This is a genomic window from Desulfobacter curvatus DSM 3379, from assembly GCF_000373985.1.
In the GTDB taxonomy this organism is placed as follows: Bacteria; Desulfobacterota; Desulfobacteria; order Desulfobacterales; family Desulfobacteraceae; genus Desulfobacter; species Desulfobacter curvatus.
Window position 1 is genome coordinate 33,381 of the sequence record NZ_KB893057.1, and the last position, 23,067, is coordinate 56,447.

General features: G+C 47.4%; 16 protein-coding genes. 9 read left to right on the top strand and 7 right to left on the bottom strand.

The annotated features are described in order from the left end of the window. Positions 1-274 precede the first annotated feature (274 nt). The 4 genes from B147_RS0112460 (at position 275) to B147_RS0112475 (ending at position 3,492) form a co-directional block, all read left to right on the top strand. Entirely contained in the window at positions 275-2,002 is a 1,728-nt protein-coding gene (locus B147_RS0112460; protein WP_020587531.1) for an aldehyde ferredoxin oxidoreductase family protein, read from the top strand. 82 nt (positions 2,003-2,084) lie between these two features. Then, a complete protein-coding gene (locus tag B147_RS28280) occupies positions 2,085-2,414 on the top strand; it encodes a MoaD/ThiS family protein (RefSeq protein WP_033397362.1) in 330 nt (109 codons plus the stop codon). After that, a complete protein-coding gene (locus B147_RS0112470; RefSeq protein ID WP_020587533.1) occupies positions 2,411-2,650 on the top strand; it encodes a MoaD/ThiS family protein in 240 nt (79 codons plus the stop codon). Before B147_RS28280 ends, B147_RS0112470 begins: the two co-directional genes overlap by 4 nt. Then, positions 2,647-3,492, top strand: a complete 846-nt coding sequence (locus B147_RS0112475) for a HesA/MoeB/ThiF family protein (protein WP_083927889.1) — start codon at positions 2,647-2,649, stop codon at positions 3,490-3,492. Before B147_RS0112470 ends, B147_RS0112475 begins: the two co-directional genes overlap by 4 nt. Before the next feature lie 10 nt (positions 3,493-3,502). Here the strand turns inward: B147_RS0112475 and icmF are convergent, their stop codons facing one another. Together icmF and ftsY are read right to left on the bottom strand one after the other, a co-directional pair. Continuing rightward, positions 3,503-6,778, bottom strand: a complete 3,276-nt coding sequence (icmF, locus tag B147_RS0112480) for a fused isobutyryl-CoA mutase/GTPase IcmF (protein WP_020587535.1) — start codon at positions 6,776-6,778, stop codon at positions 3,503-3,505. 253 nt (positions 6,779-7,031) lie between these two features. Beyond that, complete coding sequence (gene ftsY / locus B147_RS0112485) at positions 7,032-8,186, bottom strand: signal recognition particle-docking protein FtsY (RefSeq protein WP_020587536.1); 1,155 nt, start codon at positions 8,184-8,186, stop codon at positions 7,032-7,034. 219 nt (positions 8,187-8,405) lie between these two features. Between ftsY and B147_RS0112490 the strand changes: the two genes are divergently transcribed. Beyond that, positions 8,406-9,821, top strand: coding sequence for a diguanylate cyclase (locus tag B147_RS0112490; RefSeq protein WP_020587537.1), 1,416 nt, complete (start codon positions 8,406-8,408; stop codon positions 9,819-9,821). Positions 9,822-9,842: 21 nt separating this feature from the next. Beyond that, positions 9,843-11,930 carry a 6-phosphofructokinase gene (locus tag B147_RS0112495; protein ID WP_020587538.1) on the top strand — a complete coding sequence of 696 codons (2,088 nt, stop codon included), beginning with the start codon at positions 9,843-9,845 and terminating at the stop codon, positions 11,928-11,930. 69 nt (positions 11,931-11,999) lie between these two features. Here B147_RS0112495 and dsrP read toward each other — a convergent pair whose 3' ends face one another. Together dsrP and B147_RS0112505 are read right to left on the bottom strand one after the other, a co-directional pair. Then, entirely contained in the window at positions 12,000-13,166 is a 1,167-nt protein-coding gene (dsrP, locus tag B147_RS0112500) for a sulfate reduction electron transfer complex DsrMKJOP subunit DsrP (protein ID WP_020587539.1), read from the bottom strand. A gap of 295 nt (positions 13,167-13,461) precedes the next feature. Then, complete coding sequence (locus tag B147_RS0112505; protein ID WP_020587540.1) at positions 13,462-16,686, bottom strand: AfsR/SARP family transcriptional regulator; 3,225 nt, start codon at positions 16,684-16,686, stop codon at positions 13,462-13,464. 35 nt (positions 16,687-16,721) lie between these two features. Here B147_RS0112505 and B147_RS0112510 point away from each other — a divergent pair, with 35 nt between their 5' ends. Further along, positions 16,722-16,970 (top strand): hypothetical protein, encoded by a 249-nt coding sequence (locus tag B147_RS0112510; protein WP_020587541.1) that lies wholly within the window; start codon positions 16,722-16,724, stop codon positions 16,968-16,970. Positions 16,971-17,021: 51 nt separating this feature from the next. Here the strand turns inward: B147_RS0112510 and B147_RS0112515 are convergent, their stop codons facing one another. Both B147_RS0112515 and B147_RS0112520 read right to left on the bottom strand, forming a co-directional pair. Beyond that, on the bottom strand, positions 17,022-17,708 hold the full coding sequence (locus B147_RS0112515; protein ID WP_020587542.1) for a hypothetical protein: 687 nt from the start codon (positions 17,706-17,708) through the stop codon (positions 17,022-17,024). Further along, a complete protein-coding gene (locus B147_RS0112520; RefSeq protein WP_020587543.1) occupies positions 17,705-18,271 on the bottom strand; it encodes a cyclin-dependent kinase inhibitor 3 family protein in 567 nt (188 codons plus the stop codon). Before B147_RS0112520 ends, B147_RS0112515 begins: the two co-directional genes overlap by 4 nt. 232 nt (positions 18,272-18,503) lie before the next feature. Here B147_RS0112520 and B147_RS0112525 point away from each other — a divergent pair, with 232 nt between their 5' ends. Continuing rightward, on the top strand, positions 18,504-19,361 hold the full coding sequence (locus B147_RS0112525) for a metallophosphoesterase family protein (RefSeq protein WP_020587544.1): 858 nt from the start codon (positions 18,504-18,506) through the stop codon (positions 19,359-19,361). Positions 19,362-19,399: 38 nt separating this feature from the next. Here B147_RS0112525 and B147_RS0112530 read toward each other — a convergent pair whose 3' ends face one another. Then, positions 19,400-21,082 (bottom strand): metallophosphoesterase family protein, encoded by a 1,683-nt coding sequence (locus B147_RS0112530; protein WP_020587545.1) that lies wholly within the window; start codon positions 21,080-21,082, stop codon positions 19,400-19,402. Between the two features lie 1,127 nt (positions 21,083-22,209). Here B147_RS0112530 and B147_RS0112535 point away from each other — a divergent pair. Next, the gene (locus B147_RS0112535) at positions 22,210-23,037 is read left to right on the top strand and encodes a toll/interleukin-1 receptor domain-containing protein (RefSeq protein ID WP_020587546.1); all 828 of its coding nucleotides are present in this window, start codon (positions 22,210-22,212) and stop codon (positions 23,035-23,037) included. Positions 23,038-23,067: the final 30 nt, after the last annotated feature.

The following is a 23,067-nucleotide window of genomic DNA, read 5'->3' on the forward strand; positions in this document are numbered from 1 at the left end:
ATGAAAGTAATTCAGTAATCTCTCATGTGTCGGAATTTGTTCGTATAGGTTAGAATTTTCTTCTGGGTGGTCCTGTTTTTAACTGTTAATCTTGAAGAATAACTTATTTGCCTTAATGCTGAATTTTATAAAATATAATGATTTTAATTAGTTGACATGGAATTTTCTAAACTTTAATATATAGAGCAGTGTAAAACATGGCCAAGTTTTTAAGCGGTGGATTGTGAAAAAAGACTGGCCGATTTAAAGTACAGATTCAAGGAGCAAGCACCACATGTCACAAATTTTAAGAATTAACACCAGGGAAAAAACGTATTCATTTGAAACACCGGCTGAAGAGATTGCAGGGCTTGGCGGACGGGCCCTGACGTCGAAAATGATTTTAAATGAAGTCCCTGCCACATCCCATCCTTTAAGCAAATATAACAAACTGGTCTTTGCACCGGGATTGTTGTCGGGTACTCCAGCTGCCAACTCAGGACGGCTTTCAGTGGGCGGAAAATCTCCGTTGACCGGCGGCATCAAAGAGAGTAACAGCGGCGGCCTGGTTTCTCAGAAATTGGCCCGGCTTGGGATTAAAGCCTTGGTTTTGGAGGATAAACCCGAGGACGATGCGTTCTCCATGATTGTTATTAAAAAAGACAGTGTTGAGTTCCTTGCTGCAGACGAGTACGTGGGTGTAAACAACGGCGATATGATCACAAAGCTCTGGGACCGGTTTGGAAAACGTGTGGCCACTGCAAGTATTGGGGTTGCCGGGGAACAGCGCCTGACAGCCGCATCCATCCACTTTGCCGATCCCAAAGGCCATCCTGGTCGGGCTGCCGGCCGCGGCGGTCTTGGGGCGGTCATGGGGTCAAAGAAGATCAAAGCCATTGTGGTGGATGACAAAGGTGCAGGGCGTGTAGAGCTTAATGATCCCGAAGCCTTTAAGGCTGCCAATAAAAAATGGGTGGAACTGCTCACGACCCATCCGGTTTCAGGCCAGGGCCTGCCGGCCTTTGGTACCGCCGTACTGGTCAATGTTATCAATGAAGCCGGTGCCATGCCGACAAAGAATTTCAGGACCGGACGGTTTGAACATGCCAAGGAGATCAGTGGCGAAGTTCTGGCCGCCAACATTGAAAAGCGCGGCGGGGTTGCAGCCGAAGGGTGTCATCCGGGCTGTGTGATCAAATGTTCCCAGATTTACAATGACAAGGACAACAACTACCTTACCTCGGGGTTTGAATATGAGACGGTCTGGGCTTTTGGTTCCCACTGTCTGATCAAGGATTTGGATGATATTGCCATGATGGACAGGCTGTGTGACGAGTATGGCCTGGATACCATTGATACGGGTGTGGCTATGGGTATTGCCATGGAAGGCGGCGTTATCCCTTGGGGAGATGGCAAGGCGGCCATAGAGCTGCTTAAAAAAGTGGGCACAGGCGATCCCATGGGTAAAATCATTGGAAACGGTGCGGCATTTACAGGCCAGGCCCTGGGCGTTGACCGGGTGCCGGTGGTAAAACGTCAGGCCCTGCCGGCTTATGACCCAAGGGCGGTCAAAGCTGTGGGTGTCACATATGCCACAACTCCCATGGGCGCGGATCATACCGCAGGATACGGTGTGTGCCAGAACATTTTAGGTGTAGGCGGTTCCATTGATCCTTTGAAAAAGGACAATAACGTGGAAACCTCCAAGACGCTGCAGATCGCCACCGCAGCCATTGATGCTGCCGGGTTGTGTCTGTTCGTGGCCTTTCCCATACTTGACAATCCCGAAGGTCTGCAGCTGGTTGTGGATATGATCAATGCCAGATATGGCCTGAGTCTTACGACTGATGATGTGGTAAACCTGGGTATTTCCATTCTGAAGGACGAGCTGGAATTTAACCGCCGGGCCGGTTTTACGCCCAAGGATGACCAACTGCCCGATATGTTCAAGGAAAAGGTTGCACCGCACAATGTCTCTTGGGATTTCACAGATGAGGAATTGTCTGAAGCCGTAAAATTCTAATTTGTGTTTTAACCGTTTGTTTTCCGGGGCAGTGCCGCGTGCGGGCTGCTCCGGTGTTTTTTTATGCAATGCCGGAGATTACATGGGCTCTATACTATTTAATGCGTTTTCATTTCTGCAGAAAAAACTTAAAGCGCAAAATATTCCTTGTGTAGATGCGGTTCTTGATTTAGATGATGGTCAATGTGTACAGGATATTTTAGACGGTCTGGGAATCGCCCCCCAGGAGATTGAAGGGGTTTTTGTTAACGGGAAGATCGCACCCCTTGACACACTGCTTCATGACGGAGACCGGATCGCGGCCCTGCCGCCCGGTACCCCCGGGCCATACCGGCTTCTCTTGGGGCTTGTCTCTTCCCCAAACAAAGAATCGGATAAAAAATCAGACAAAAAAACGGACAGCATGAAATGAAAATCGAAATCAGGCTTTTTGCCACCCTTGCCTCCTATGCCGACCATGGGGATATGGATTCCGACGGTTGTCTCAGTTTTGACGGACCTGCCACGATACGGGATGCGGCCCGGCGTTTAGGTGTTCCTGAACAGGATATTAAGCTGGTGTTTCTCAATGGGGTTGGCGCATCCCTGGATTCCTCCCTGAAAGACAAGGACCGTGTGGGGATTTTTCCCCCAATTGGAGGCGGATGATGCCAAAGGATCATTCACTGGAATCCAGGGCCCGTACTGAAAAAGACTGCCAAGGGAAGCGTTTCCGCGTTATTTCCGATCAGGATCTGTGGGAACTGGCTGATATCTTGAACATCCCCTTGCATCAGGTGTATCTGCAAAGCATGGAAAAGGGTATTTTACCCTTACGTTATTTTCGCAACATGCCTTCCATCACTTTAAAAGAGCAGATCATCCTGCAAACGTCCCAAGTGGCCGTGGTCGGGGCAGGGGGCCTTGGGGGGCGTGTTATAGAAGGGCTTTCCCGTTTGGGTGTCGGCGCGCTACACATTTTTGATCCGGATTTTTTTGATGAAACCAATCTCAACCGTCAGATTTTTGCGGACCAAAATAGTCTGGGCAACCCCAAGGTCGAAGTGGTGCAGGAGTGCTGCCGGCTGATCAATCCTACTGTACGGATTACTGCTCATCGGATTGCGGTGACGGATCAAAATCAGGATGACCTGTTTGCAGATGTCCAGGTGATTGTTGATGCCCTTGATACGCCGGGTGACAGATTGACCCTGGCTGCAATTGCCGGCAAATGCCGGTTACCCCTGGTGCATGGGGCCGTTGCCGGATTTGGGGGGCGTGTGATGGTCATCCAGCCCCTGGATGGGCGCATGGAAATGCTCTATGGCGGCCAGGAAGAGGCCCGTTCCGCCGAACACCTTTTAGGTACGCCGGTCCTGTCTCCGGCACTTGTTGCATCCTTTCAGATGATGGCTGTGCTTAATATCCTTCTTGGAAAAAATCAGTCCAGGGACAGCCGGATGGTCTATATGGATATGGAGAAACCATCCCTGGATCTTTTTGAATTATAGAATCAGTTATCTACATATTCCGTCTGTATTTCCCACCTACTTCATATAAGGCGTTTGTCATGGTTCCCAGGCTGCAGACACGGACGGCCTTCATCAGCTGTTCAAACATATTACCCGAACCTAAGGCCGTTTGCTTTAAATCCCCAACAGCTTCTTTAACCTCTTTTTTATGCCTCTCTTTAAAAGCGTTTAATCGATTCAGCTGGGAATCTTTCTGCGCTGTTGTGGACCTGGACAATTCCAGGTGGTCGGCCGTCTCTTCATAGTCGGCATCCGGATCAGTAAATGTGTTGACCCCGATAATCGGATATTTTCCGCTATGTTTAAGATATTCGTAATAGATGGATTCTTCCTGGATTTTTCCCCGCTGATACCCGGTTTCCATGGCTCCCATCACTCCGCCCCGCTGGGTGATGCGGTCAAACTCCGAAAGGACGGCCTCCTCAACAAGATCTGTCAGTTCGTCCACGATAAAACTGCCCTGCAGCGGATTTTCATTTTTGGCAAGTCCCCATTCCCGGTTGACGATCAGTTGAATGGCTAGGGCTCTTCTTACCGATTCGGCAGAAGGGGTCGTGATGGCCTCGTCAAACGCATTGGTGTGCAGACTGTTGCAATTATCGTATATGGCGCACAGCCCCTGGAGGGTGGTACGGATATCATTGAATTGAATTTCCTGACTGTGCAGGGATCTCCCCGATGTCTGGATATGATACTTCAGTTTCTGGGATTTTTCGCTTGCTTTGTATTTATACTTCATGGCAAGTGCCCATATCCGCCTGGCGACCCGGCCGATGACGGTATATTCCGGGTCCATTCCATTTGAAAAGAAAAAGGATAGGGACGGTGCAAAATCGTCAATATCCATCCCCCTTGATAAATAATACTCCACATAGGTGAAACCGTTGGCCAGCGTCAATGCCAGCTGGGTGATGGGGTTAGCCCCGGCCTCGGCAATGTGATAGCCTGAAATGGACACCGAATAAAAATTACGGACCTGATGATCGATAAAATACTGCTGGATGTCCCCCATCATTCTCAAGGCAAATTCAATGGAAAAGATGCAGGTGTTCTGTCCCTGGTCTTCTTTGAGGATATCTGCCTGGACCGTTCCCCGTACATTTGACAGGGCATACTGCCGGATTGTTGCCGCTTCGTCTTTTGAGGGCGCACGCCCATGCTCTTTTTTAAACTTTTCCGTCTGCTGATCTATGGCGGTATTTAAAAACATGGCCAGGATCATGGGGGCGGGCCCGTTGATGGTCATGGAAACAGAGGTATTGGGCGCACAAAGATCAAACCCGTCATATAACACCTTTACATCATCCACGGTACAGATGCTGACCCCGGATGTACCGATTTTACCGTAGATATCCGGCCGGATATCCGGATCAAAGCCGTACAGAGTCACTGAATCAAACGCAGTGGACAGGCGCTTGGCCGGGTATTCAGCGGACAGCAGCTTGAACCTTTTGTTGGTATCTTCAGGGCCACCCTCCCCGGCAAACATCCGGGTCGGATCTTCATCTGACCGCTTTAACGGAAAGACGCCGGCGGTATACGGAAAAAACCCTGCAAAATTTTCTTTTCTGACCCATTTATACTGTTCTGCCGGATCATCAAACCGCGGGATTGAAATCCTTGGGATCTTTGAATGGGACAGGGACTGTGTAAACAGCGGGGCCCTGAATTCTCTGCCGCGTACCTGATAGACCAGCTCCTCCTGTTGATATTGGGTTTTCCTGTCGTTGAATTCATCAATGGCCCGGTCGGTTTCCGAATTAACCCCGGCGGCCGCATCATCGACGGCTTTTTTAAGTTCCGCCAGTAGATCCTGGGACGAAAGCTCATCCCTGCTTTCAAATATCTTCAGGGTATACATCAGGTGCTCTCGGCTTCGAACCGCCTTGGCCTGGATTTTGGTCGTTTCGTGGTACCCCCGGATGGTATCTGCGATTTCAGAAAGATATCGTACACGGTCACCGGGAATGATAATAGTTTTGGAAGAAGACTCCTTTTTATCCGTTTTCGGAAGGCATGATTTATACTGGATCTGTGTTTTGTTCTCTATCAAATTCAGCAGACCATGATAAAAAGCGGTAATCCCGTCATCATTGAATTTAGAGGCAATTGTGCCAAATACCGGCATTGCGTCCGGTGACTGGTCAAAGGCTTTCCGGTTTCGCTGGACCTGTTTTCTGATATCTCGAAGCGCATCTTCGCTACCTTTTTTTTCGTATTTATTGAGTACCACCATATCCGCATAATCCAGCATGTCGATCTTTTCCAGTTGGGATGGTGCCCCGAAATCCGCAGTCATGATATAAACGGACAGGTCCACCAGATCCACGATTCTTGAATCACCTTGTCCGATACCGGCGGTTTCCACAATAATGATATCAAATCCCGCCGCCTTGACCACATTAACGGCATCCGGCAATACCTCCGGCAACTCTGTCTGTGACCGGCGGGTGGCAAGGGATCGCATATAAACCCGGTTGTTTTCAATGGCGTTCATCCGTATCCGGTCTCCAAGTAAGGCTCCCCCTGTTTTTCTTCTTGAAGGGTCGCAGGAGATCACGGCAATGTGAATATCCGGAAAATCATGAAGGAACCGGGTGATTAATTCGTCGGCAAAAGAGGATTTGCCGGCACCGCCGGTGCCGGTCAGGCCGATTACCGGGACTTTTATGTCGGCGGCAGCCGTTTTTATCTTGGATAATGTCAGATCCTGTCGATCCCCGGCAGATTCGGATTGTTCCTGTACTGCTGTGATAAACCGGGCCGTCATGGCAGGATTATGGACATTCAAAAGTTTCAGATCAAGTTGGTCCGGATTTACCGGCGGTTCGTCCATTTTTTCCAGCATATCGTTAATCATGCCCTGGAGCCCCATTTTGCTGCCGTCTTCCGGGGAATAAATCCGGGCCACCCCATAATCGTGCAGTTGTCTTATCTCCGAGGGGATAATCACGCCACCGCCGCCGCCAAAGACCTTGATATGGGAAGCATTATTTTCCTTTAAAAGATCCACAATATATTTAAAGTACTCAATATGTCCGCCCTGATAACTGGAAACCGCGACGCCCTGGGCATCTTCCTGTATGGCTGCATTCACGATTTCACCGGCAGATCGATTATGCCCGATGTGGACGACCTCGGCACCGGAATCCTGCAGAATTCTTCTCATGATATTGATGGCTGCGTCATGGCCGTCAAACAGGGACGTGGCCGTAACAACCTTAATGGAATGTCTTGGGGTGTAAACTTCGATCTTTGTGTTCATAACACCTTCCTTTCTGACCGTTGAAATGATTATTTCAGAACTAATTAAAAGAAAAATCGGGCGTTACAGTATTAAATTAAGGATAGGAAGATAGAATCGTTCTTTTTTAAAGCAAAAATATAACAAAGAATAAAAAGATTATCAAGAGCCTGAAATACGGTCCTAAACGGGTACGACCACAACAGGTTGGGGAATAGGGAAAATCTTATAATAGATTTTCCCTAATGGACGCTGAGGACTAAAAAGCCCGCAATCAGTCATCAAACAGCGCATCAATAAATCGTTTTGCATCAAATTCCTGCAGATCTTCTATGGCCTCACCCACACCGATGTAGGCAATGGGCAGCTTCATGGTGGATGAGACTGCCGCTACAATCCCCCCCTTTGCCGTACCGTCCAGTTTGGAAACACTTATCTGGGTAAGCCCCACGGCCTCGTGGAAAATCTCCGCTTGGGACAAGGCATTTTGGCCGGTGGTGGCGTCAATGACCATCATGACATCATGGGGGGCCCCCTTGTATTTTTTATCCACGGAACGCTTGATTTTCTTTAACTCTTCCATGAGATTTTTCTGGGTGTGCAGCCTGCCTGCCGTGTCAATGAGCACCACATCAACGCCCCTGGCCATGGCTGCTTCAACGGCATCGTAGGCAACTGCGGCAGGGTCTGCCCCTTCTTTGTGCCGGACAATGTCTGCCCCGGCGCGCTGGGCCCATATTTCAACCTGCTCAATGGCTGCGGCCCGAAACGTATCTGCCGCTGCAATCAATACTTTTTTGCCTTGGGCTTTATATTTCATGGCAAGTTTGCCGAGTGTGGTGGTTTTGCCGGTTCCGTTCACACCCACCATCATGATGACATGGGGTTTGGATACGGATGGGGCAGGGGGCGCTGATTCCTGGAAAAGGGTGATCAACTCCTCTTTTAGCACCTGGCGAAGCTCATCCCCCGTGGATAGATTGCGGCTTTTTTTCTTGATCCGCTCCATCATCTCCATAGTGATGTCAATGCCGAGGTCAGATGTGACCAAATGTTCTTCTAGGGTATCAAACAGATCGTCATCTATGGCTTTGGCTGAGGAGAACAGTTCTGTGATATCCGTATTCAAAACCGTCCGGGTTTTGGCCAGACCGGATTTAAGCTTTGAGAACAGTCCTGTGCTCTCTTGGGTTACAGGCTTTTCTTGAACCGATTCCTGTGTCTGGAGAGCCGGTTCTTCAGGCTGGGCCGGCTCCTGTTCTATGTTCGATCCCTTTGCCCCCTCAGATTCATTTGACTGTAAGTCCGGTTCTAAGTCTGATTGCAAAGAAGGTCCCGGTGAACTTGACTCTGCTTCAAACCTGTTTTCTTCTGAAACGATTTTTGTCTCAGGGGTTTTCTTATTCTTCTTAAAAAAGCTAAATACCACCCTTGTGTCTCCTCATTGGGTCTTTATTAATTATCTTAATTTGCTGATTTTAAATCCTGATTTGCCAATCGGGTAAAATTCGGGTTAATATGTGGCATCTTTTACAATTTTTAGCAGACGCAATCAAGCCTTGGGGTCTGTTAAATTAACTTTACTTTCCTTGTCTCACTGGTTAAAAATAATCAACCACTGCAAGTCGTTTAAACTTGGGGATACATTATGGCCGGACAACGCGACGATAGACCAGACCAATTACAAGCTGAAATAATTAAATTAAGATCCCAGAAGGAGCGTCTGCTTAAAGAACTGGATGCGGTCGAGGCGCAGTATGGAAACCTGGATAGCCTTTACAGAAGGTATTTTCCCATTATTTTAGAAGAGCTCTCCCAAGATGGAACGGCATTGGGCAAGGCATGCACCCAGCTGGGTACCGCCATGCGAAAAAAGGCTTCCCCGGCTAAAATTGAATACATTTTCGGCCAGATCAAGACCGCCATGATCCAGGAAGATGTCGGCCCTGTTGCTGCTAAAAAAAAGAAAGGTTTTTTTGCTTCTTTTAGAAAAAATTCATCTGAAGATCAGATGCTGGACAATATCAGGCAGAGTTACCAGGATGTGGTGAATCATCTGAAGTCCAATCTTGATAAAAAATATACCGGAAAATTGGAATCCATCACCACAAATCTGATTAGGATAGAAGACATAATAGATTTTGAAGGGGTTCGGGAAAATATTTTTTCCCTTATTTTCAACTATATTTCAGAAACCAGCCAGGACCGGGAAAAGGTAAATGCGTTTATCCGGGATATCGTGGCAAGGATTTTTGAAATTGAAAAGAGACTGGCCTCTTCCTATGAGCACACAAGCTCTTTGCTTTCTTCAAATCAGGGATTTGAATCCCTTTTAACGGATGAAATGGCCGGGATCAAAAAGTCATTTGATGTGGCTGAAAGCCTAGATGATTTACGGGCAAAGATTTCCACGGGGCTTTCTTCCATTGAAAAGGCATTGCAAAAAAAACAGAAGGTGGACCAGGCCATCAGTCAACTGGCTAAAAAAAGCAAGAACTCCTTTACCTCGGGATTTGCAAAACTCAAGCAGGAACTGCATGCAGCTACAAAATATTCCGAAGAGCTGGAGAAAAAACTCAACGAGGATCAGCTGACCGGTGCCAAAAACCGCAGGGCCTATGATAAGAAAATTGAAGAGGAGATGGACCGGTTTCTGCGGTATAATAATATTTTTTCCCTTTTGATCATTGACGCGGATAAATTCAAAGATATCAATGATACCTATGGGCACGCCATTGGTGACAGATGTCTGCAGGAAATTATTAAACGGACCCGGCCTTTATTAAGAAAAAGTGATATGCTGGCCCGGTATGGCGGCGAAGAGTTTGTCGTCATTATGCCCGAGACCGATGTCGACGGCGCAATGACGGCTGCGGAGAAAATCCGCCAGACCATAGAAAAAATTGAATTTCTTTATAAAGAGGAGACTGTTCGGGTTACGGTCAGCATTGGCGTTTCCTGCATCAAGGAAGGAGATAAGTCTCCAACGGATTTATTTGAACGGGCGGATATGGCTGTATACAAGGCAAAAGAAAATGGTCGAAATCAGGTTATGGCACAGTAAACAAATGAATCTGGAGTAATAATGGAAGACAACACCATCAAGATCAACTCCGATGTGCGGACAAAGGCGCTTGACATTATGAATGAGGACAGCAGGGAAACCCTGGCAAGAAAGCGGTTTTCTCCTGAAAAGATAGATATTTTCAATTCATCACAAACCTGTCTTGAGGCATTGGATGAATACTGCTTTTTGAAAAATACCGAGGCCGAACGTATGCTGCCCGGAATTATCAATAACCCGGTACAGCAGGTGGTTACAGATCCTGACCCCGATGAAAATGCAAAGGCGCAATTTTCAAGGCCGCGGCACATCGGCGTGGTGTTTTCCGGCGGTCCTGCCCCGGGGGGGCACAATGTCATTGCCGGCCTTTTTGGTGAGATGAAGCGTTTTAACAGTGCATCAAAGATGTTCGGGTTCATTAAAGGGCCTGAAGGGCTGCTTGAAAACCGGTACATTGAGATCACCGCAGAACTGGTGGACTATCACCGGAACATGGGCGGTTTTGACATGATTAAAACCGGGCGGACCAAAATTGATTCGGGCAGCAAAATGGAATTGGCTCTGACCGTATGCAAGGGATTGAACCTGGATGCATTGGTGATCATTGGCGGGGATGATTCCAATACCAATGCCGCCTTTCTGGCCCAGCATTTTAAATCGTCAGGAATCAAGGTTATCGGCATCCCCAAAACCATTGACGGCGATATCCAGGTAAAAACAGAAGACGGCAAGGTGTTGTGCGCCACTTCCTTTGGATTTCATTCTGCGGCCCGGGCCTTTGCACAAAATATTTCCAACCTGGCCAATGACAGCAGCTCCGATATTAAATACTGGCATGTCTGCAAGGTGATGGGCCGGGTGGCAAGCCATCTGACGCTGGAGACAGCACTTCAAACCCATGTAAATATCGCCTTGATCGGTGAGGAATTAGCAGACTATGTGGACCAGGAGCGTATGTCCAAGGCCCTGGAGCGGGACGGGCAGATTGATTATAATGCCTATGGAATTACCCTGCGCCATCTGTCCCGGGTAATTTGTGACATTATTGTCCGGCGGGCCGCATTCGGCAAAAATTACGGCTTGATGATCATCCCCGAAGGCATCCTGGAATTCATCAATGAAATTCAAGTGTTCATCACAAAACTGAATAGAATCATAGCCGATTATAATAGAATCCATGACCTGGATTTTCACAGGGCATTTCCCTCTCTGAACAGTAAATTGGATTATCTGCGCAGAATCTCCCAGGGTATGATGGACAAGGACCGGTTTCCCATATGGAATGTTCGGGACGATGAACTGTTCAACCAGCTGCCCGGGTTTTTCAGGGAAGGGCTTTTGGTGGAACGGGATCTTCACGGGAATTTTCAATTTTCCCAGGTCAAAACCGAGAAGATCATCATGGACATGGTGAAAGAATATCTGGACGTGCTTCGGGAGCAGGGGCGCTACAAGGTGGGTATTCTTCGGGACGACTATGTTTCCCTCATGGAGGGTGCGGGCATGGATCCGGACCTGTTTGCCCCGGCATTGTTTAAAAATCCCAAGGATAAATATGTGCTGGTCAAACCGGATATTATTTCCCTTAAAACCCTGAAGCTTGCCCTGGTCCAAGCGGGTATGCTGGATGACGAAGAAGATATCCCGCAGGTTTTTGTAAATATATTTAGAAAGTCCCAGGCCGATTTTAACATCCAGACCCATTTTTACGGGTATGACGGCCGGGGAACCGATCCAACCTATTTTGACTGTTGTTATGCCTACAATTTAGGGCTTACCGCTTTTCACCTGATCGCAGGCGGTGCCACAGGACAGATGGCGGCCATTATCAATTTAGAAAAAGACTTTCACCAGTGGCAGCCGGCAGGCATCCCCATTGCCCGGCTCATGCACCTTGAGGAACGCAAGGGACGCCTGGAACTGGTCATGGAAAAAAGTATTGTTGATCTGGAATCCAACGCCTTTAAGGTGTTCAAGGCGATTCGGGAGGATTGGGTGGCAGCCTGTGCATGTCCTGACCGGTTCAGGAATCCGGGGGCCATCGGATTTTCTCAAGAGACAGACGAGGACCGGCCGTTGACTCTTCGGCTCAACGCTCTGGAATCTTAAGGATCAGACCTGATGTGAATCTGATATAGACTATAGACCGGGCCCTGCCGGGCCCGGTTGTGGTTGCTGTCAGACCCGGCCGCTTTGATTATACACCTTGACACTGATAACTATTTTATACAATAAGGTCAAAACGAACAGGCCCAGGGCCGTGATTCCGGCGGAAATCATTAGTTCATGATGGCTTGGACTGTATTCCGTGACATGGTGCAACGGCGAGGGTACAAATCCACCGGAAATCATTCCCATCCCCTTATCTATCCAGGTGCCTGCAAACAGCGCTGCACAGGCAGCGGCCAGGGTGATTTCATTTTTTCTTAGGATCGGCATCAAAAGGATACATGCAGCCGTTACCATAAGCGCCACCGACGACCACATCCAGGTTACCAGGCCTGTCTTGCCGTAGAGCCCGGCATACAGATAAGTAAAATGGGCCTTGTGGGACGGAATATTTGAATAAAATACCACGAATACCTCACAGACCATGAAAAAAAGGTTGACCACCAGGGCGTATGCCGCAATGACGGCCAGGGATTGAATTGCCTTTTTACCCGGATCAAAATCACTGATTTGCCGGATGACGAGGCTGAGCAGAATGAGCAGGGCAGGGCCTGAGGCAAAGGCAGATGCCAGAAACCGCGGGGCAAGGATCGCAGTCAGCCAGAACCCCCTGCCGGGAAGACCGCAATAGATAAATGCGGTCATGGTATGAATGGACACTGCCATGGGAATGGAAAGGTAGATCAGCAGTTTTGTCCATTTTGGCGGTGCCGCCCAGTTTCTTTCAGCCTCCAGTACCTTCCAGCCAATGATGATATTGAGCAAAAGGTAACCGGACAATACATTCCCGTCCCAGAAAAGCATGGACCAGGGTGTGGGATAAAGGAAAATGTTTAATGCCCGCATGGGCTGCCCCAGGTGGACAAGCAGGTATGACAGACACATAACAATGGACGCCACCGCCAGAAATTCCCCCAGGATCGTAATTTTGCCGAATGTTTTGTAATCATGGAGGTAATAGGGAAGCACCAGCATGATGCCGCCGGCCGCCACCCCCACCAGGAAAGTCATCTGCGCCGTATAAAATCCCCAGGATACATCCCGGCTCTGGCCTGTGACCATAAGACCGTGGGTCAGTTGATCTATATAAAACAGGCCGCCTACCGCCATGACCGCTACAAGTCCCCCCATCCAAATCCAATAGTTCCGGTTTCCCTTTAATGCCAGTTCAAGCATGGATAATTCCTTTCAAAAAAATTTATACCAGGATTAAACGGCTATCTTTATATAAGGGCGGTCTAAATTTTGTCTAAATAGTGCCCGACCGAAAACCGTAAATTTTGCCGATTACTTCGTTGGTCGCAAATTTTAATCCTCGAAATACTTCATGTATTCCTCCGGTTAAAATTTGCGACCGCCTTGTACTCGACAAAATTTCCAGGTTTTCGTTCAGACACTAAATCAGGGCAAAAATCTTTAAAGAAAATACTTCGGCACCAAACGGTGTTTATCCGTCAGGGTAAGAAACACATCAAGCCGATGGGATATTTTTCATTAAATCCAAGGTCTGCGGGCTCAAAGGACAATCCATCTCTTTCATTCTTTCCCGGCACGCTATGAAGGTTTTATGGGCAAGACCATATTGTCCGCCCGCCAGGAAAAAACAGATCAGTTCCCGGTGCATGGATTCATCAAAGGGGCCTGCTTTAATAAAATTTTGTGCGTAAATAATGCCTGAATCCATATCCTTCGCCTCTCGGCACAACACGGTCAGCATGCGGCAGAGTCTACAATAAATATTTTTGGTTTCATCCTGGAGCCGGATACACCAGTCCTGGTAGGGTCCGTTCTTTAAAAACGGACCGGTGTAAAGCCGTTCTGCCTCCCTGGCAATGGCAAAGGCATCCCTGGATGAACTTTTTTCCATTCTCAGTGCTTTTTCTGCCATTGTCCGGAATTTTATCAGATCCAGCCTTCCCCCGGAGCCCAGAGAAAGTGCGTAATGATCATTTTTGCGTTGGATATATGAGGATGGAGCGCGCGGCGGCAGGTCCGGTTCCAGAATCTTGCGCAACCGGCTCATAGCGGTGTTGAAGCGTTTGCCTGTTTTGTCCGGGTTTTGGTCAGGCCAGAGCATTTCCACGAGCACATCTTTGGGGATAAATCCCCGGGACTGATGTACGGCCAGGTATTGAAATAAGATAAGGGCTTTGGAACCTGGCCATTGGCTGTGTTCAATCTCCCGGCCTTCCACAGATACCCGGAACCGGCCCAGCATCCAGACTTGCAGCCCTTGCCGGGACGGGACCGGTTCGGGCCGGGCACCGAGGGCTTTAAGATAGGATGAAAAGATTGACCCGGGCATGAATTCGGCCATGAACTGAACCAACTTGCCGGCCTCTGTCAGCACAAGCCGGTCAAACTGTTTTTTCCTGGCAATGGCAAGTCCTTTTTGAAAATGGCGCCAGGCCGCCTCGTTTTGACCCAGGGAATGGCAGCACCCGGCATCCAGAAGCCAGGCCGAGCACAAATACCAGGGTGCCGGCTTCAGATGTTTTCGAGCCTGGGACAGACAGGCCCTGGCATCTTCAAACGCGTTGAAAGCCATGAAGATCCGGGCATGGGTGATCAAGATGATGGCTTCTGTCACGGGCAGTCCATACCCCTTGATAACATTTAAGGCCCGGGTGGCTTGGGACCGGGCATCTGAAATATTATCTGCGGCCAGGCTGATTTTAGCCATAAGATCCAGAGCATTTGCCATGCCCCATCGGTTTCCGGGCCGCCGGAAAATTTTAAACGCTGTGTCTGCATAGGTTCGGGCGGCATCCGGTTGCCCCAACCCCAGATGATTTTCAGACCGGGAAAGAAAAAGCCAGCCATTCTGGCTGTCCCGCAAATGGATTTTTTCTGCTGCCCGTATCCCTTTTTCAGCAAAGGCCAATCCTGTTTCATATTTTCCCAGCAAACAATCCGCGGCAGATGCGTGGTAATAGGCCAGGGGAAGAAACGCTTCCGTCCCTGCCGATGTGCACCGGGAAATCAAATCCAGGTTCACGTCCTGGGATTCCTCGAAATCCCCTTGGGTATAAAGAATATACGTCCTTGAAATATCCATGGCCGCAATGGCGGTGAATTTTTCAAATTCAGGGAAATTTTCGATAACAGCCCTGGCCTGGGATTCATACGTCTGTGCATCGTGTAAGTCCCCGAGTACGGCACAAAAAAAAGACAAATACATAACCGCCAGGATATAGGTGGCGGGGTCAGCCTTGGCTTCATCCAGAACCTGAACCATCAGGCCTCGGGCTTCCGGGATATGTCCGGTGTAATAATATTGGGCCCCTAAGTCCACCAGGCATTTGGCCACATACGCATCCGAGTTGGACTGTCTAAGGATTCGGCAGGCCGCAGTTAAGCAGGAAATGGATTTATCCGTCCGGCCGAAATAAGAGTATTGCTTGGCCTCCATGAACAGCAGCTTGGGGTTTGCTGCGATGATTCTTTTAGGAATTTTTTCAAGACAATTCCGGACAAATCTGATTTTCCCCTGGGTCAGAAATTCCAGCTCAAACGCCGTCATAAAACGAACCGCCTCATCGTAGGCATGGGCCTCTATGTAATGGACCAGAGCTATTGCATTTTCCCGGGCCTCCATAAGACCTGCAATTTCTAAGTGAATTTGTTTGATCTTAGATTTCGTATGGGTTTGATACAGTTTTTTTAAAAGAAAATCACGGAATAGGTGGTGGTAATGAAAAACGGTTTTGGTTTCGTCTATGGGGAATACCATCAGATGCGCTGCCATCATTTGGTCAAAACGGCTTTTGGAATCCTTTAGGCCTAAAATGCGGTCACACACGGTTGTGTCCATGGGATCCATGAGGGCCGTTCTGACCATGAACTGCTGCATGTCAGGCGGCTGGGTTTCAAACAGGTTTTCCTCCAGGAAATCAAACATATGATCTTTGGACATGCCGGTATCCATGGTGCCGGGGCAGGGCAATGTGCTGCCTTGTTTTTCAAGGGCTGCACCAAACAGGATAAGGCCGGCGGCCCAGCCGCCTGTCTGGTTGTGAAGGGCTGACAACGTCTCTGCACCGGGTGCCTGGTGATGTACCCGGGAAAAAAGGGCGGCAGTCTCATCAAGAGAAAAGACCAAATCAGATTCGTGGATTTCCAGGGTCTGCTGCCGTACCCGCAGGTTAGACAACTTTAAAGGCGGATCGGTCCGCGATATGAGAACAAACCGGACATGGTTCGGCAGTCGCTTTAGAAGAAACTCCATGCACGAATGAATACTCAAGAATCCGGGAGCATCATTTTTTCCGGTAGCGCCTAAAAGGTGGTAATCGTCCAGGACAATAAAAAGTTCATTGTCCGGCCTTGATTCCAGTGCCTTGACAAGCCCCAGAAGCCGTGCCTCGGGCTCATTTGTGAAGCTTTCGTCATATCCGTTTTCAGAAAGCTCTTCCCCAATGCCGGGATAAATTTTTTCAAGTCCCCGGATCAGATAGTTGGTGAAGGTGGTGATATCCCGGTCAAACCGATCCAGGCGATACCAGACCAGGGCCCGGTTCCGGGTATTCGGGTCCGATAGGGCCTGGGCCACCATTGTCGTTTTACCGTAGCCGGCCCCGGCGGTTACCAAGATCAGGCGATTTCCTTCAAGTTGTTTCAGTTTCCGGATTAATCGCTTCCGTTGCAGCAGATTGCCCAGGTGGGGCTTAACCAGTTTTGATTCCAGAATATCCATTTTTAATCCATACATGACTGGTGACAAGAAATACAGTGATTTGCCGCGCTGTTTTTCACAAAGTCAAACCCCCACCGCCCTGTTCCGGCAAAGAAGCAATCCCGGCCCGGGAGATCAGGCGTATAAACTCCTGGAGGAAAACAAGGGATGCGTATATCCTTAAGCTCAGAGAGTTGGGGTGGACTGACAGAGATATGGTGGATGCCATGATCCAGGGGGCTATTATGGCAGATCATGCCGTTATGATGCGGGTGTTTGATATGGACCCCAATTGCCTGTTGTAAAGTTAGCTACCCAATTGAATCCAAACATATGATTGAAACAGGGATAAACTTCTATAATGTTTTCAATCTAAAACTCATATCCTCTTTACGGGCAATCATCTTATCCGCTAACTCTTTACTACCGCCATTTTCAACAATCACATCACTAATTTTTTCATCCGAAATTTTAGTCACAGATTGAATCGAACAATGTAGCTGTTCTGGAGTTATATCAGAAAATAGTTTTATTGCATGGGGGTTATCTTGATCATTCCGCAATACATTCAGCTCTTCAACACGAGTTCCAAATGCCTTTCCTTTTGGCGCTCCATGAGCACGAAAATCAAGTGCCCCACCGACATCCAGCGTTAACACTTTACCATTAACAACGCCCTGGTTATCACCATCAAAACCCGCGGCATCCCAGTTAGCTGTCCAGGCATGAACGGCAAACCAACGCTGAGCCTGTCTACGTTCACTTTCTGAAAAGCGTGAGATCTGTTTTTTATCAAGTTCAACCCAGCGGGTTACGATCTGGCAAGGATCTATACTAGGAAGGTAATTAAGAACCGGAGCTCCGGCTAACTGATAAAGCTTTGCCGCCAAAAATTCATTACGGGCATGCATGGGAGATTCCAGTGTCTTTACATAATATTTTTGCCCGTCACTATCGCTGTATATCCCTGCAGGATTAGACCCTAGTTGCCCACCAACCCGCTCCATGCAACTGATATCAATTGGAACTATTTCTGAATTCATTTATAAGGCTCTTCATTAATCACTGCCGTTCGTCTCACCAATGCTAATTGAGCGTAAGTTTCAATGGCTCCGGATCGTACTCTGCGTACCATTCTGATGGCCTTTTCCGGCTCAGTACCTAACTCAACTAATAAACGGGCAGCTATCATCCCGGCTCTTCCCAGACCGCCTTTGCAGTGTATGAGTATATTCTCTCCCTGACACAAACGATGGCGGATTTCTTTGCCATAAACAATCCAGTTTTGCTCAAATTCATCATCAGGAACAGAATAATCTGCAATAGGTAAATGAACCCAAGTCATACCCCAATGCTGTATTTCCTCTCCCAGTGCCGGAACTTTCAGCTCTACCATTTCCGTTGTTTCTAATAGCGTAAGCACGAGACTGGCACCCCAGTCTTTTATTATATCTAAATCAATATCCAGATTTCTGGCCCAAATACCTGTTACGGCAAACCGATCATGTTTTCCCGGACAAAAAGTAATTCCAATTTTTCCGCAGTCAGTTCCAGCCTGAACTTCAGCAATCTGAAGAGGGTGAGAATGGCTTGTTCTTGCTACCATGCTAATTTCCTTATGAGCAGATAGTTGATCGGTTCAATATAAACGCAAAAACCATGAAATATAAAGGGATAAGTTATCGCAATAAAAATTAAATTGATCTGATGATGATTCATCACGTTTTTCAAAAATCATAAACCCGGCAAGTCAATACTTTACAGCGGTTATATATACATATATTTGTAAAGAAAGATCATCATAATCAGATTAAATATAATGAACTGGAGGAAGACGTATGCTAAAGCCTAAGAAAATTATTCACTTGACGGACCTACACTTAGGGTATGAAGATGATAAAATCAAATGTGCAGTAACACTTGAAAGGGTTAAAACCTGGATAATGACGAACTGCACGCCTCGTTCCGATTATGTTATTGTGATCACAGGAGATCTGATCGATAATGCCAATGTTCAGGCACAATGGAATCTGTCTGCGAGTTTTATTCAGCAGCTATCGGAATCAGGGCCTACCGGTGATAAATATGAAGTTTTGGTTATTCCCGGAAACCATGATTATGGAACGGGATCTAATGCGGATCCAAAATTTGTACCTGTCTTTAAACAGCAATATTTTAATAATCCGAATTTTGAGTATCCACGTGTAAAGATCGTCGGTAATGGAACAACCCATGAAAAGGTTGCCTTTATCGGTTTAGATTCTAATGAGGATGAGTTAAACCCATCAGATCACCGTTTGGCCGATGGTGAGATTGGTGAGAGACAGTTGGGTGAATTAGAAAATGCATTGCGGCGCAATGATGTAAAAGCATGTGCTTATCGGGTCGTCTATCTTCATCATCACCCTTTTGAAAGTCCTATTTTTAAATTTGGACACTGGCTAAAGGATCGTGGTGAGCTTAAGGATGTTTTATATGATGCGGCGGATGAGGGAATTAAGGTAGATGCTCTGCTATTTGGTCACAACCACGGAGGGAAACCCAAACATAATAAGTGGCATATTTCGCGAGTATATGACGGGGGTGTGACGGGCGGAAAACGGAAGCCCTCATTTATTAGGATTATTGAGGATCTTTCAGATCCTGATGTAGATAAAGATAAGGTAGTGCAATTTACCGATGGTACTCATTCTTAGGGGCTTGAACTGACACTTTGCCTGCCGCGCAGTAATGATTAAACCAGTTTGGCCACAAAATCACCTTCATGATTAAGTACAGCCCAGACGGTTTTGGTGGTGGGGTCCACCCCATAGGTGCCCAGTCCATAACTGGATTGCCAGGGTCCTTTTTTAAATGTTTTGGTACCGCCGTCGTTAAGTTCCACTGCATTGACCCATTCGTCATTTTCATTTCTGGCGGCAATGCAGAAACTGCCGGTCCCGAGCTTGGACATTTTTCTGGGATTGTAGGATATGGAAAGGGTGTAGGTGTCGGTCACCTGGCTTTCATCCTCGTTGGGCCACATTCCGGTCAGTTCTCTATCATGGAGACTGAGGTTGTCAACAAGCCCCCACAGGGTAAAAATGTTGGAGGCGGCATCGTCCACCAGACTGCCGTCTGCCCAACCCGTGTTCACTGTCTTGGTCAGGGCGTTTCCAACAAGGTCTGTTTCATGGTTGCTGTTGGTTCCGCTGAGTATTTTTGCCGTGGTACCGTTATAACTGTCAACAATGCTGGTATAGCTTTCACTCTGGGCCACTTCAAACCGTGTGCCGTTCAGGCTATAGCCGAAACGCTCCCTAAGGAAAAAGGGTTCTTCTTTGTAGCTATACAGCTTATCCTCATCGCTGTCGCCGTAATCCTCACCAGTACTTGAAGAATAAAAATCAATGGTCACCCGAGGGCCGTCCACAGTAAAGATGTAATACCCGATGGTCCATAATTCTTCCTGGAGCATGGTTTCCCGACCATCATCCCCCGATTTAGGGGTGTAAAACTTGTAGGAGTTGGAGGAGGTGATAAGCTGCTGCACATTGTAGTATCCGTCATCGTCTGATACCAGGGACCTGTGGTGCATGTGGTCATGGCCACTGATGTAACAGCCCGCGTTGTTGGTATTCAGGCTTTTAATAAATTCGTTCCTTGAGTCGGCATTGGCGGTGAGATTTTCTCCAAACAGGTTGTCCTTGTGGTTCCCGCCGATGAGATTTTTGTGCGCCAGCACAAATGCGTGGTAGTCATCAGGCCTTGAACTGACCATGGCATCCACCCACGCCACCTGGTCTACCATGTTATTGTTGTAGCTTGAAGTGCCGTCGTAGTTGCTGCCATCCTTCCGAACGAACTGGTCAATCATGACACAACGAACATTTTCATAGTCAAAAGAGTAGCTCAAGCCCTTGAGCGCTTCAATGTCGGACTGAACGAAATTGGTGGCACCGTTTACATTGTCTCCTCCACCCTGGGTTTGGGGCCAAAGTGATACAAATTCATTTGCTGCCTCTTGGCTGGATTCATGGTTACCGCGCAAGGGATAAAATCCAATGCCCGCGTCGTAAAGGACTTCACGGTGTGCCGCATGAGTTGCCAGGTTGTGGGAACCGTCGCTGGAATCAGTATATCTGTCCTTGTCCACCAAATCCCCAACCTGAATGACAAACTTGCAGTTATGCTCAATGAACTGCTGGTTCAGGACATCAATGATGCCGGTGGCGCAGGTGTTTTCTCCTCCGGTCGCTTCATTGTCGGGTTTCCACTGGGTGTCGGACATTACGCCAAAACACCAGGCATTGCTGGAAATGGCCGCAGAGGCTTTACCTATACGGAAAAATGGCACATTAAGGGTGGACAGACCAAGACCTGCCAGCCCTGCACCGCTGTATTTCAAAAACTGTCTTCTATCCATGGTCTTTTTCATAAACCGTCTCCTCCTAAACATGGTTTGACTTTCCTTATACGTCTGGAATGTTAAATAATTATGTCCTTTTGTATAGTTTCTTATTTGAATAAGAATAGAAAATTCAGTAATTATAAAAATTTTATTGAGTGATTATTGAAATAACTTCCTGATATATGTAGTTTTTTTCACACTTCCATGAATCGTAATGATAGTTACGGCAAAAAAAATGATTAATAATTTCTATAAACAATCTATCAGCCATGTGGTGACTTGATTTTTCACAGTGTCTCAGCCCACAACGAAAGTTAGGAAATTACAGAGACTTTCTCATAAAACAACTTGAAATCTATCAAATGGAAACTCATTTCGTTCAATTTATTTAAGGCGTAACAACAACGCAGGCTTATTTTTTGCTGTCTATTTAGTGTTTAGTTGTAATGCGAAAGTCTAAAATTAGAAATTTGTTTAAGGATTTGGGAATATGAAGAGGTCTTGAGGTAACAAGATCTTGTAGTCATGCTCGGAAAAGGGGTCAAGTCTTCAGTTGACCCTTAGGAGGAATTATTCACCAAATCCTGCGTTGACATCAAGAGGCCGTTATTATGTGTGCGAGTTTTTTAAAGATGGTTACAATCACTAAAGAAGAAAAAAATCTGCTTAACAGACAAGGTCAGGTAAAAAGATTCCCAATTAGCTACAGAGGCAAAGTGTGGCTATTATGCGCGGCCTTCTGCTGCGCGTTTTGGGCATGTGTTATTGGGAGCATTGTTGCCTTGAATTGATGAATAAATGAGGATTATCCGGGATAAAGAATTGCCACTTTTTTAAAAACGCTCAGGAAATGCCTTCACGGGAGACATGTGTACTTGATTTGTTATTAGTAAGGGGCTCTGAGTCCCAAATAGTCCGGATCAATACCATTGCACGGTCTTGTTTCCCATTACAGTTTCCTTCAAGCTTTCTATTTACATCCGGTTGCTTGACTGCTATTGAAAAGTATCCTGTTTGCCATTTTCCTAACGGGATAACAATTACAACTGCTGGCTTTAACAGAAAAAAACTACAGAATTACTTGTTCGCGTACCACAGAATACGGCTTAAGTCCGAAGCTACTTAGAATCTTAGAATCACGAAGGAGTCTCAGCATGAAGTTTGTGTTTGTGAGCCATCACACCGAGGACTTTGAGGCAGCTGAAAGGATTACAAACGAACAGCTGAGTCACCTCTCAAACAGGTGTCGGTTTTTCATGGCTGAACATCATCTCAAACCTGGCGCCAAGTGGGTAAGAGACATAAAGGAAAATCTCAGGCGTGCTGACGCGTTCGTTGTGCTCTGCAGCAAGAAATCGCTTGCTCGCGACTGGGTTCGATATGAGATCGGAGCCGCTTGGGCGTTAGGTAAGCCTATCTATCCCGTACGACTCGAAGAGGAGCCCAAGGAGTTTTCCGAACCACTTTCCGGCTATCAGATATACGACGCTCGACGCAAAGACAGTACTCTCCAAAGCAAAGCTGTGCTAAATTTTCTGAAAGAGTTAGGAGATGATCCAGCTCCCTTTAGCGCTGAGTCAGGCTCAGCCCTCTTGAAGAAGATCAATGACACGCTTAACGACGTCAAGAATGACTTCAAGCTTATGCGTGAAGGCGGAACTCCCCAAAAGTTAACTTTTAGCGGCGCTGAGACTAAAGAATTGACGCGCACCTTCATTGAACTCACTAACGAGGACAACAAGACAAAGCTCGGAAAGGTGTGGGACCCGCTCTGGCAAAAATACGAGCTTGTACGTAACATGTGGGACCGAAATAGAAACTGGCAGGAATTCGAAGTGCAATGGTCACGTATAGACGTAGAACTATGGGAGTTTTTTCCTGAAATCCACATTCCTTGTCTAATTAATGAGGACTTATGGCGGGTGTTGCCGGCGCTCAAACCCTATGCTGGACAGATGGTCGAGTTCATCATGCGTGAATGAGGCAGCCAGGATGCATCACGCGAACCATTT

Coding starts and splice junctions, on each gene's coding strand:
- B147_RS0112535 (WP_020587546.1), top strand. CDS start 22,210: ATGAAGTTTGTGTTTGTGAGCCATCACACCGAGGACTTTGAGGCAGCT.
- icmF (WP_020587535.1), bottom strand. CDS start 6,778: ATGAACACAAAGATCGAAGTTTACACCCCAAGACATTCCATTAAGGTT.
- B147_RS0112520 (WP_020587543.1), bottom strand. CDS start 18,271: ATGGTAGCAAGAACAAGCCATTCTCACCCTCTTCAGATTGCTGAAGTT.
- B147_RS28280 (WP_033397362.1), top strand. CDS start 2,085: ATGGGCTCTATACTATTTAATGCGTTTTCATTTCTGCAGAAAAAACTT.
- B147_RS0112515 (WP_020587542.1), bottom strand. CDS start 17,708: ATGAATTCAGAAATAGTTCCAATTGATATCAGTTGCATGGAGCGGGTT.
- B147_RS0112460 (WP_020587531.1), top strand. CDS start 275: ATGTCACAAATTTTAAGAATTAACACCAGGGAAAAAACGTATTCATTT.
- B147_RS0112495 (WP_020587538.1), top strand. CDS start 9,843: ATGGAAGACAACACCATCAAGATCAACTCCGATGTGCGGACAAAGGCG.
- B147_RS0112530 (WP_020587545.1), bottom strand. CDS start 21,082: ATGAAAAAGACCATGGATAGAAGACAGTTTTTGAAATACAGCGGTGCA.
- B147_RS0112525 (WP_020587544.1), top strand. CDS start 18,504: ATGCTAAAGCCTAAGAAAATTATTCACTTGACGGACCTACACTTAGGG.
- B147_RS0112475 (WP_083927889.1), top strand. CDS start 2,647: ATGATGCCAAAGGATCATTCACTGGAATCCAGGGCCCGTACTGAAAAA.
- dsrP (WP_020587539.1), bottom strand. CDS start 13,166: ATGCTTGAACTGGCATTAAAGGGAAACCGGAACTATTGGATTTGGATG.
- B147_RS0112490 (WP_020587537.1), top strand. CDS start 8,406: ATGGCCGGACAACGCGACGATAGACCAGACCAATTACAAGCTGAAATA.
- B147_RS0112470 (WP_020587533.1), top strand. CDS start 2,411: ATGAAAATCGAAATCAGGCTTTTTGCCACCCTTGCCTCCTATGCCGAC.
- B147_RS0112505 (WP_020587540.1), bottom strand. CDS start 16,686: ATGGATATTCTGGAATCAAAACTGGTTAAGCCCCACCTGGGCAATCTG.